The sequence below is a fragment of the Dorea sp. OM07-5 genome, from assembly GCF_003481355.1.
In the GTDB taxonomy this organism is placed as follows: Bacteria; Bacillota; Clostridia; order Lachnospirales; family Lachnospiraceae; genus Dorea_D; species Dorea_D hominis.
The window spans coordinates 142,618-155,643 of sequence record NZ_QUKZ01000008.1; the positions used below are offsets into that span (position 1 = coordinate 142,618).

The window sequence follows — 13,026 nt, forward strand, 5'->3', positions numbered from 1 at the left end:
TTTACCTCCTTTTCCTGCTACATTTTCTACTGTTGCTTCTGCTCTTTCGTCGTTGGAAGTCCTCTCTTTGCAAGTTCGGTATCAAGTTCCTCTCTCACTTCGAATAACTTCTTCTGACGTTTCTTCAGGTTATGTGTAAAGAATCCATACAGGATTGCTGTTAACAACATAATCAGGAAATGGAGTACACAACACTTATGGTCATCCAATTTCTGGTTTCCAAGTGGTACATTGTTATCGCCTGCATTTACTAACTCACGAACCTTCGCGCCTGTTTCCTGTACTGCTCTTGCGATTCTTGAAGGTACGTTTCTTACAGAAGTTACAACTCTCTGAACAACATTTCTGTTCTGTGGTGTCGGGTTTGCCGGCGTATTCTGCGTATTCGATGGTGTTACCGGTGCCGCTGTAATTGTCAGCTTACCTTCTACCTTCTTAATGTTGTAGTTTGCTGCTTTTGTTCCATTCTTCAATGTGTAAGTAAATGTATTCTTGCTGGTTCCGGTATTGGTCCGTGTTCCGGTTACATCGTATGTAGCTCCTTCACCCTTCGCAAATCCTTCTCCGCTTACAGTTACTTTCTTGCTCGTCAGTGCAGTTCCATCGTAAACCTTGCTTGCATCCACACTTGTCAGTGTTACATCACGTTTCTCGATTGTAAGTTTACCATCGATGATCACGAATGTTACTTTCGCAAAGTTGTTATTTACATTTTCGAAATCATCTGCTTTCACATCCATGTCGTATGTTCCGGCATCTGTTCCCTTCACTGTTGCATCACCGTTAAACTTGAAGTCATCTGCTGTGTACAGCTTGTTGCTGATATCAGTTACTTTGTATCCGCTTACACTGTGTGCACGTCCGTCGTACTTCTTGTTTCCTCTGTTCTCAGTGATTGTTACAACAACTTCATTTTCATCTGCGGTTACAGTAAGCTTTCCTTCTACTAATTCAATGTTGTAGTTGTCAGCCTTTGTATTGGCATTCAGTTCATAAGTAAATGTGTTGTCGCTGGTTCCGACATTTAACTGGCTTCCGGTTACATCGTATGCTGCGCCTTCGCCCTTCGCAAATCCTTCTCCGCCTACGGTTACCTCATCATTTGTTAAAGGTTTGCCATCGTATGCTTTGCTGTCGGATGCAGATGTGAGGATCACATTTCTCTTTCCGATCGTCAGCACACCATTTTCAAATACGAATCTGACATTTGTGAAGTTCTTACTGATATTTGTAAAGTCGGAAGACTTCACATCCATCCAGTACTGTCCGGCATCTGTTGCTTTCACGCTTGCATCACCTGTAAATGTGAAATCATTGTCTGTGTACAGGCTGTTGCTGATGTCTGTTACTTTATAACCTTCTGCTGTCTTTTCGTCGCCGTCGTAAGTTGCATCTTTGCTGTTTCCTTTGACTGTTACGACTACTTCGTCTGTTACCGGTGTAACTTTTAATTTACCTTTTTCTGTCTTAATGATGTAGTTATCAGCGCTTGTATTGTCAAACAGTTTGTATGTAAATGCATTATCGCTTTCGCCTGCATCCAACTGGCTTCCGGTTACGCTGTATGTTGCGCCCTCACCAAGTACAAATCCATCTCCGCTTACTTTCACTGTATCATTTGTCAATGCTTTTCCGTCATAAACTTTTTCCTCGGATGCGGATGTCAGTGTGACATTTCTCTTCTCGATTACCAGCTTGCCATCTTCGATCACGAATTTGACATTTGTAAAGTTCTTGCTGATGTTCTTGAAGTCTGCCGGTGTAATGTTCATCTCATAGCTTCCGGCATTTGTTCCACTTACCGTATCATTTCCGCCGAATTCAAAGTCTTTTACTTTGTACAGTGCATTGCTGATATTTGTTACATCATAGCCGCTTACGCTCTGTTCGCTGCCGTTATACAGTTTCTTACCGCTGTGCTCTTTAATATTTACTGTAACTTCTGCAGTTACCGGTGTGACTGTCAGCTTACCTTCTTTTGTCTCGATGATATAGTTGTCAACCTTTGTTCCCTTGTTCAGTTTGTAGGTAAATGTGTTATCACTTGAACCTGCATTTGTCTGAGTTCCGGTTACATCATATGTTGCACCTTCGCCTTCTGCGAATCCGTCTCCGCTTTCATTTACAGTTTTATTTGTCAGCGCGGTTCCGTCATATGTCTTGCCAGCATCTTCACTGGTCATTGTTACTTTACGTTTCTCGATGGTCAGTGTTCCATCTACGATGACGAATTTCACATTGTCGAAGTTCTTATTTGTGTTCTTGAAATCTGAAGCTTTCAGATTCATATCATAAGATCCTGCATCTGTTCCGCTTACTTTATCATTTCCACTAAACTCGAAATCATCTTTGCTGTACAGCTTATTGTTGATGCTTGTTACTTTGTATCCTGTTACGGATTTTTCTGTTCCATCGTATTTGTATGTTCCACTGTTTTCTGTGATCGTTACGACTACTTCTTCCTTGCTTGCAGTTACGGTCAGCTTTCCTTTTACAACTGTGATGTCGTAGTTATCGGCCTTCGTTCCTTTGTTCAGTTTATAAGTAAATTCGTTATCACTCTCACCTACATATAACTGGCTTCCGGTTACATCGTATGCTGCTCCTTCGCCCTTCACGAATCCATCTTCGCTCTCTGTTACATGCTTCTTGGTAAGTGCTTCACCATCGTAAGCTTTGCTTCCGGAGTCACTGGTCATCGTTACTTTACGTTTTTCAATTACCAGCTGTCCATCTTCTACTTCAAATACAACATTTGCAAAATTCTTGCTAATGTTTGCGAAATCTCCTGCTGTCATACCCATGTCGTAAGAGCCTGCATCTGTTCCGCTCACTTTATCTGTTCCGCTGAACTCGAAATCTTTCTCCGTGTACAGCTTGTTGCTGATATCAACTACTTTGTAGCCTTCAACAGTCTTCTTGCTTCCGTCATATTTGAACTTATCGTTGTTACCTTTGATCTTAACTGTAACTTTATCTGTTACAGGTGTTACTTTCAGTGTTCCTTCTTTTGTTGTGATATCGTAGTTGTCGGCTTTTGTGCCTTTGTTCAGCTTGTAAGTAAATGTATTGTCGCTTTCACCTACATTTGTGCGGCTTCCGGTTACGTCATATGCTGCACCTTCGCCTGTCGCGAATCCGTCTCCGCCAACAGTTACTTCATTGTTCTTCAGTGCTGTTCCGTCATAAACCTTCTCGTCTGATGCACTTGTCAGTGTGACTTTACGTTTCTCGATTACGAGCTGTCCGTCTTCTACTTCGAATTTCACTTTACTGAAGTTCTTACTGATATTTCTGAAGTCTGCTGCCTTCACATTCATATCGTATGTTCCGGCATCTGTTCCCTTCACGCTTGCATCTCCGCTGAACTCGAAATCTTTTTCTGTGTACAGCTTGTTGCTGATGCTTGTTACTTTGTATCCGTTTACAGATTTCTCTGTTCCGTCATATTTCTCTGTGCCACTGTTTTCTTTGATCTTAACAACTACTTCGCTTGTAACCGGTGTTACTTCCAAAGTACCTTTTTCTGTCTTGATCACGTAGTTGTCAGCGTCTGTTCCCTTGTCCAGCTTGTAAGTAAACTCATTATCGCTCTTACCTACATTTGTCTGGCTTCCGGTTACATCGTATGCTGCTCCTTCGCCTGCTGCAAATCCGTCACCTGTTACAGTTACATCTTTGCTTGTCAGTGCAGTTCCATCGTACTCCTTGCTTACAGAAGCACTTGTCAGAGTTACATTACGTTTTTCAATGGTTAATGTTCCATCTACGATGACAAATGTGACTTTGCCGAAGTTCTTATTTGTGTTCTTGAAATCAGATGCTTTCACTTCCATATCGTAAGTTCCGGCTTTTGTTCCTTTCACACTTGCGTTTCCGCTGAACTTGAAGTCATTTGCGGTATACAGCTTGTTGCTGATGTCTGTTACCTGATATCCGCTTACAGATTTCTCTGTTCCATCGTATTTGAATGTTCCACTGTTTTCTGTAATTGTTACAACTACTTCATCTTTGCTTGCGGTTACAACGAGTTTTCCTTCTACTTTCTTAATATTGTAGTTGTTCTCGTCTGTTCCCTTATTAAGCTTGTAAGTAAATGTGTTATCGCTCTCGCCGACTTCTGTCTGGCTTCCGGTTACATCATAAGATGCTCCCTCGCCTTTTACGAATCCATCTTCACTTACTGTTACTGTGTCGTTCTTCAGTGCTTTTCCGTCGTATGCCTTGCTGTCGTTTGCACTTGTTAATGTGACATTTCTCTTTTCGATGATCAGTTTTCCGTCTTCCACTTCGAATGTAACATTTGTGAAGTTCTTGCTGATGTTTGCGAAATCAGATGCTTTCACTTCCATGTCGTATTCACCGGCATTTGTTCCACTTACTTTTGCTGTTCCGTTAAATTCGAAATCTTTCTCTGTATACAGCGGGTTGCTGATGCTTGTCACTGTATAACCTTCGACGGTCTTCTTCGTTCCATCGTATTTCTCTGTGCCACTGTTTTCTTTTACTTTTACAACAACGGAATCTGTTACAGGTGTTACCTTTAACGTTCCTTCTTTTGTTGTAATTGTGTAGTTCTTACTGTTTGTTCCAGAATTCAATTCATATGTAAATGTGTTGTCGCTTGAACCTACATTTGTCTGACTTCCGGTTACATCATAGGATGCTCCTTCGCCTGTTGCAAATCCATCTCCACCTACATCTACCTGAGCATTTGTCAGTGCTTTGCCATCGTAAACTTTCTCGTCGCTTGCACTTGTCAATGTTACTTTACGTTTTTCAATGGTCAGTGTGCCATCTTCTACTTTGAACTCAACATTTGTGAAGTTCTTGCTGATGTTTGCGAAATCGGATGCTTTCACTTCCATATCGTATGTTCCGGCATCTGTTCCGTTTACACTTGCATCTCCGTTAAATGTGAAGTCTTTTGTCTGATACAGTGGATTGCTGATACTCTTTACCGTGTATCCAATTACGGATTTGGTTGTTCCATCATATTTTACTGTATCGCTGTTTTCCTTAACAACTACAGTTACTTTGTCTTTTACCGGTGTAACAGTCAGCTTACCTTCTGTCTTGGTGATCTCGTAGTTCTTGGCATCTGTGCCTTTGTTAAGTACGTAAGTAAATGCGTTGTCGCTTTCACCTACATTTGTCTGGCTTCCGGTTACGTCGTATGCTGCACCTTCATTTGCTGCAAATCCGTCACCTGTTACAGTAACTTCATTGTTCTTCAGCGCTGTTCCATCGTAAACCTTCTTGTCGGTTGCACTTGTTAATGTTACTTTACGTTTTTCAATTACCAGCTGGTCATCTTCTACTTCAAATGTAACATTTGTAAAGTTCTTGCTGATGTTCTTGAAGTCTGCTGCCTTCACTTCCATATCGTATGTTCCGGCATTTGTTCCTTCTACACTTGCTGTTCCACCGAATGTAAAGTCATCTTCTGTATACAATGGATTAGTGATTGCTTTCACGGTATAACCAGTTACTGTCTTCTTCTCTCCATCGTACTTGAATGTGCCACCATTTTCTTTGATCGTAACTTTTACGGCTGTTGTTACAGGTGTAACTTCCAATGTACCTTTGTTCGTTTCGATCGTGTAGTTATCTTTGCTTGTATCTTTGTTCAGTTTGTAAGTAAATTCATTGTCACTCTTACCTACATTTGTCTGGCTTCCGGTTACATCGTAGGATGCTCCCTCGCCCTTAACAAATCCATCACCTGTTTCGGTTACGTCTTTGTTTGTCAGTGCTTTACCATCATATACTTTATTCTGGGATGCACTCGTCATGATCACTGTACGTTTTTCGATGGTTAATGTTCCATCTACAATGACGAATTTCACTTTGCTGAAGTTCTTATTCGTATTCTTGAAGTCGCCTGCTTTCACTTCCATATTGTAAGTTCCGGCATTTGTTCCTTTGACTGTTGCGTCTCCGCTGAATGTAAAGTCTTTCTCTGTGTAAAGCTTGTTGCTGATATTTGTTACATCATAGCCTTTTACAGTATGTTCTTTACCATCGTATTTAGCAGTGCCACTCTTCTCTGTAATTGTTACGACTACTTCATCTGCATTTTCTGTTACGGTCAGTTTACCGTTTACAGTCTTGATGTTGTAGTTGTCTTTGTTTGTACCTTTGTTCAGTTCGTATGTAAATGTGTTATCACTTGAACCTACTTCTGTCTGGCTTCCGGTTACGTTGTATGTTGCTCCGTCATTTCCAACAAAGCCTTCTGCTGTTACTTCATCTTTTGTCAGTGCCTTACCGTCATATGCTTTGCTGTCACTTGCACTTGTCAGTGTAACGTCACGTTTGTCGATCGTCAGTGTTCCGTCGATGATCTCGAAGGATACATTACTGAAGTTCTTGTTAATGTTCTTGAAATCTCCCGGTTTCAACTCCATGTTATAAGTTCCGGCGTTTGTTCCCTTCACAGTTGCATCGCCGTTAAACTCGAAGTCTTTCTCTGCATACGGAAGTTTGCTGCTGATATTTTCAACAGTGTAACCGGTTACGGTCTTTTCTGTTCCGTCGTATGTCTCTTTTCCACTGTTTTCTTTGATCGTAACTACAACTTTCTGGTCAGATGGTGTTACTTCGAGTTCACCATTTACAGTCTTAATATTGTAGTTATCCGGATTTGTTCCTTTCTTCAGTTCGTATGTAAATGTGTTATCACTCTTACCTACTTCTGACTGACTTCCGGTTACGTTGTATGTTGCTCCGTCGTTTCCAACAAAGCCTTCTGCTGTTACCTTATCTTTTGTCAGTGCCTTACCGTCATACATCTTTGTTGCGGATGCAGAAGTCAGGGTGACATCTTTCTTGTCGATCTTCAGTGTGCCGTCTTTGATGATAAATTCGACATTGCTGAAGTTTGCATTGTTGTTAGCAAAATCTTTTGCTGTAAGTTCCATATCATAAGTTCCGGCATCTGTTCCCTTCACTGTATCCTTACCACTGAATGAGAAATCATTTTCAGAGTACAATTTATTGCTGATGCTTTCTACTTCATATCCTTTTACGGTCTTCTCTGTTCCGTCATAAGTGAACTTACCGCTGTTCTCCTGGATAGTTACTGTAACTTTGTCTGTTACCGGTGTTACTTCCAGAGTTCCTTCTACCTTTGTGATCGCATAATTCTTTGCAAGTGTTCCACTCTTAAGTGTATAACCAAATGTGTTCTTGCTTGTTCCCACAACGGTCTGTGTTCCGGTTACATTGTAGTCTGCTCCGTCGTTTCCAACGAATCCTTCGTTCTCACCTCTGCTTGCAACAACTTCTTCCTTCGTTAATGCTTTACCGTCATAGACTTTCTTCGCATCTGCTGATGTCAGTGTTACCGGTCTAGGTGTGATCTTATACTCTTTTGTAACCGTTCCTGTGTAGTTACCTTTTCCTTTGATTGTTACTTTAATTGTTGATACATCCGTAAAGTTATCTTTGTCATAACTTACTTCGTAATCAGTTCCTTCTTTCAAAACATTTCCATCTTTGTCTTTTACTTCCGGCGCCCATTTGTGTGCTTCACCATCGTAAATGTGATCGGATGGATCATTGATCGTAATGCCTTTGTAAGAATCTGGATTTTCCGGATCCGGATCTGGTGTAATACTCTGCGGTGTAACTGTCAGTGTTCCAACAGACGTTGTAATCGTGTAGTTACCTGCTTTTGTATTCTTGTTAAGCTCATAAGTAAATGTATTATCGCTGCTTCCGACTGCTGTCTGGCTTCCGGTTACGTCATAAGTTGCACCTTCACCTGCTGCAAATCCGTCGCCGCCAACAGTAATGTTTTTGCTTGTCAGAGCTGTTCCATCATATACTTTGCTTGCTGTTGCAGATCCTAAAGTAACGGTTCTCTTTTCAATCGTAAGACTTCCGTCTGTAACTACGAATGTTACTTTTTCAAAATCTGTACTGTTATTTACAAAGTCAGACTCTTTCAGTCCCATCGGATATGTTCCGGCATCTTTCTTCGTAACGTTATCTGTTCCCTTGAATGTGAAATCAGATGCGTGATACTTCTTATTATTAATGCTTACGTCATATCCTTCTGCTGTGTGATCTTTGCCATCATATTTTGCACTGTTCGTATGACCTGTGATTGTTACAACAACTTCGTTCTTATCCTGGGTAACTGTAAGTGTTCCTTTTACAACTGTAATGTTGTAGTTGTCTTTCTTCGTATTGTCTTTCAGTGTGTAAGCAAATTCATTGTCACTGTTTCCGGCTTTTGTCTGGCTTCCGGTTACGTTGTATTCTGCACCTTCGCCCTCGACAAATCCGTCTCCGCTTACTGTTACTTTATTTTTTGTTAATGGCGTTCCGTCGTATACTTTCTCATCTGATCCGGATGTTAAAGTAACGTTTCTCTTGCTGATAATCAGCTGACCATCTTCCACAACAAATTCTACATTTGTAAAGTTGTTGCTCGTATTTGTAAAGTCTGTTGCCTCTACATTCATATCGTATGTTCCGGCATCTGTTCCTTTGACTTCTGCTGTTCCGCTGAATGTAAAGTCATCTATGCTGTACAGCTCATTGCTGATGCTCTTCACTGTATATCCGGAATCTGTATGTTCGTTACCGTCATACTTCGCACTCTTGTCATTTTCTTTGATTGTTACTGTAACTTTATCTGTTACCGGTGTTACTTTCAAAGTGCCAGGTGTTTCCGTGATATTGTAGTTCTTAGCTTTTGTATTATCCTTCAGCTTGTAAGTAAATGCGTTTGGTTTTTCACCTACATTTGTAATGGTTCCGGTTACATTATATGTCGCACCTTCACCCTTGACAAATCCATCACCGCCAACTGTCACGCCATCTTTGGTTAATGCTGTTCCGTCATATACCTTCTCAGCATCCGCAGTTTTTAACGTAACGTTTCTCTTCGTAATTGTGAGATTTCCATCTTTAACTACGAATTTCACTTTGCTGAAGTTCTTGCTGGTGTTTGTGAAATCGGATTCTTTCAATCCCATTGCATAGTCACCGGCATCTGTTCCAGCCGCTTTTGCTGTTCCCTTGAACTCGAAATCATTTGTTGTATACAGATCATTACTTGTCGTTACATCATAATCTGTTACGAACTGTTCTTTACCGTTATACATCTTAGAATCTGTATGTCCGGTAATGTAAACAGTTACTTCCAGAGTGTCATTCTTTTTAACAGTTAATGTACCTTCTGTCTTTGTAATGTTGTAGTTTTCAAGGTTTGTTCCGTCTTTGGCAATGTAAGTAAAGCTGTTCGCGCTACTTCCGACTGCTGTCTGTGCTCCGGTTATTGTATAAGTAACACCTTCGTCACCGACAAATCCGTCTTCGCCGCCAACTGTAATCTCATTACTTGTAAGTGGAGTACCGTCATACTCTTTGGTAGCATCCGCAGATGTTAATGTAACATTGCGTTTCTCAATAGTAAGCTTACCATCTGTAACTACAAATGTTACTTTTGTAAAGTTCTTATTTGTATTCTTAAACTGATCTTTTGTAAGACCCATTTTATAAGAACGTGCATCTGTTCCTTTTGCTTCTGCTTTTCCACTGAACGAGAAATCGTCTTTTGTATATTTGCTGTAAGCTTTTCCATTGCTCTGGATGCTTTCAACTGTGTAATCTGTTACAGACTGTTCTTTACCATTGTATTTCTCAGTCTTTGTATTACCTACGATATTAACAACGATTTCATTCTCGTCTGCTGTTACAGTTAATTTACCTTCTGCCTTACTGATGTTGTAGTTTCCGGCTTTTGTGCCGTCTTTTAATTTGTAACTAAATGTATTATCACTTGTTCCGACATCTGTCTGGCTTCCGGTTACATCATAAGTTGCACCTTCGCCTTCAACAAATTTGTCACCACCGACTGTAATCGTATCATTTGTCAGCGGATTCTTGTCGTAAACTTTACTGTCTGTTGCAGATGTCAGTGTCACGTTACGAGGATTGATTGTAAGACTTCCGTCTACTACTTCAAATGTTACTTTTGTAAAGTTCGCATTCTTATTCTTGAACTGGGATGTCTTAAGTCCCATCGGATAAGTAGCCGCATCCGTTCCGGCTGCTTCTGCTTTTCCGCTGAAGGTGAAATCATTTGCTGTGTAAAGTTCATTACTGATTTCTGTTACATCATATCCTGTAACTGTATGCTCTGTTCCATCATAAGTTACTGCATTCTGATGTCCTGTAATTTTAACTTTTACTTCCGTCGTTACCGGAGTAACTTTGAGCGTACCGGTTTCAGAAGTAATGTTGTAGTTTCCGGCTTTTGTATTATCATTCAGCTCATAGGTGAATGCATTATCTTTCTCACCTACGTTTGTAATCGTTCCGGTTACGGCGTATGTCGCACCTTCGCCATTAACAAATCCGTCTCCGCTTACTGCTACGTTATGGTTTGTAAGCGACTGTCCGTCGTAAACTTTCTCATCACTTGCAGATGTCAGTGTTACATCTCTCTTTGTGATCGTCAGTTTCTCTGTACCGGTTAATTCACCGAGCAGATCATCGCTTGTCACGCGGACCTTCACGGTAGTACTTTCAGATACATTTGTTGCTGTAATCTTGCTGAGATCGGTTGTCCATGTATCTGTGCCAGGAATCTGATATTCAATCTTGAGATTTCCAATATCCTTATTATCTTTTCCTGCTTTTGCTGCCGCAGTAGCTTGTCCTGCCTGAAGCGGCTGTCCGTCATATTTTTTTGTTACATTTTTCGTTGTTAAGGAAACGTAATCTTTAATATTTTTAGCTTTCCAGTTTGCCGTAAGTTTTACAGTGTTGCCCGGCATCTTGAAATTATCTCCACTATTAATAGTAGACACATCCAGTCCTTCAACTGTCCAGCCTGTAAATGTATAACCTTTACGTTTAGGTTCTGTTCTTACAACTACGTTTGTACCTTCATCGTGTTTTTCTGTTGCACTTGTTGAGCCGTCAGAAAAACTTCCACCTGCCAGATCGTACATAACCTGATATCCGGCAACATATTTTGCATAGTAAGTAATTGATGTTGTAACCTTTGCCGGGAAAGCAGGTGCTGCCTCTGTAAGTTCCCGATTGGTATACCATCCGGAGAATGTATATGTTACACCATTAACTGTCTTTGTTGTCGGAAACCGCTGTGAAGTAACATCACCCGGTTTTGTTGTGGATGTTCCGTTAATCACATAGTTCTTGGAACCTAACATATTAAAGTTTGTACCGCCGGCATCATACAGATAATATTTTACTGTCGCAACATTCTTACATCTGATATTTACATTACAGTCCAGATGTTTGTCCGGGTTTGTTCCATTATTTCTTGAAATCTTTGCCGGAACCAATGTGATCTCTTCTACATCATCTTCGGTGATAGTTACACCAAGCTGATTCTGAATAGAAGATTTATAATTGTTAAATATCTGAGTCCATGCATCTGAACCTCTCGTAACTACATTTGTTCCGTTCGGCCATGATACAACACGCTGATCGACGTTATCAAAACAGTTTTTGTCATTTGTCCATGTAGCATTCGTTACATTCACTGTAGCGGTTCCATATGCAGGTCCCCAGTTACCTGAATCATTGGAGTTTGCATCTTTTGTAGGATCTAACAGATAGTAAACGATTGCGCTATCTGTTGATTGTGTGTTTGCTACAACCTTGATCGTCTTTGTTGCAGTGATTGCAGTATCGTTGCTGCCCTGAACACTTGCTGTAACATTAGCCGTTCCCTGACGTAAACCACTGACTGTTCCGTTGGAGTCAACTGTCAGAATCTGTTCGTTGGATGAACTCCACTGAACCTTGCCTGATGCATTGGAAGGTGTCAGTGTATAACCAAGATTGATCGTCTTGAACTGTGTAACTTTATCTGCTCCGGTTATTGCGATTGCTGTTGGTAATACGGCTGAACGAACAGTGATCGTATATTTTTTTGTGTATTGTTGCCTATTCCCCCATGAATATGTATCTGTAACAGTTGTTGTCCCTTCCTGCAATCCTGTCCTTCAATACTTACGCCACTATTCGCTTCTAATCTAACTTTATTTTTATCTGCAACAGTCCAGTTATGAGTATAAAAATTATACCTGTCCTGATCGCTTGAATCCAATGTCACTGTCTGCCCAACTCGGATTGTTTGAGTAGTATCTGTATCCGCTACTGTCGCGATCTTACCTTTTTCAGATGCTGCAGATACGTTCTTATCCTCGTTCGCTTTCGAGTCTGACTCCCCATCGTCAGATGCATCAGCATCATCCTTCTTGTTGTCACCAGACTTGTTCACATCTGTTTTGGATTTGTCTGAATTAGTTTCTTCCTTATATAATACATGAAATGTCTTATCTGATTTTACATCAGCAATTTTGTATGTATAAACATTTCCATCCACCTTCTTCGGTTGGATCGTATTATTATTTTGATCTGTTACTTTGTCCAGCTTGAAAGAATTCTTTACAGTGATCTCAAAATTAAAAGAGTCGCCTTCTTTTACTTCTTTCATATATTTGCTGTCTGCGTAAGCAACAGTCTCTTTCTTTCCGTCAGAGCCCCATGCTTTAATATCGCCGCCATCCAGTTTTGATTTCTGGATTGTAGCTTTATAGGCTTTCTCCTCGGAATCTTTCTTTGTATCGCCGGAGCTTGCATCTGCTTTCTTTGCAGTGTCTGCTTTCTTTGCAGTATCAGCTTTCTTTGCTGTCTGCTCCTGCTTTTTCTCAGTTTTTTCTGTAACCTGAGTCTTCTTGGAAGTGTCCGAAGTATTCTTATCTTCCTCCGTATTCACCTCCTGAACTTTGGCTTCTCCTGAGTCTTTTTTGTGTGCATTCGAAGCCGCCTCCTGCTGTGCTTTCTCCTCAGCAGAATCGTCCTGTTGCTGTGCTTCCGTTGTACTGTCCGATTCACTTGCACTCATATTGGTGCCAAGCTGATAGATTACATTCGAACTGACTAAAACTACAGCGAGAAGCATCGCCAACCAGCGTCTTGTCTTCTTCATACGTGTTCCTCCTTACTTCTTTATCTATAAGTCTACATAAA

2 protein-coding genes are annotated in these 13,026 nt (G+C 40.8%); both read right to left on the reverse strand.

From position 1 onward, the window contains the following. Positions 1-26: 26 nt before the first annotated feature. A complete protein-coding gene (locus DXC04_RS09695) occupies positions 27-11,987 on the reverse strand; it encodes an MBG domain-containing protein (RefSeq protein WP_118660923.1) in 11,961 nt (3,986 codons plus the stop codon). Next, on the reverse strand, positions 11,870-12,985 hold the full coding sequence (locus tag DXC04_RS09700) for a hypothetical protein (protein WP_118660924.1): 1,116 nt from the start codon (positions 12,983-12,985) through the stop codon (positions 11,870-11,872). Before DXC04_RS09700 ends, DXC04_RS09695 begins: the two co-directional genes overlap by 118 nt. Between the last annotated feature and the right edge of the window lie 41 nt (positions 12,986-13,026).

Excerpts from the sequence above, each read along its gene's own strand:
- DXC04_RS09700 (WP_118660924.1), bottom strand. The coding sequence starts at position 12,985 with ATGAAGAAGACAAGACGCTGGTTGGCGATGCTTCTCGCTGTAGTTTTA.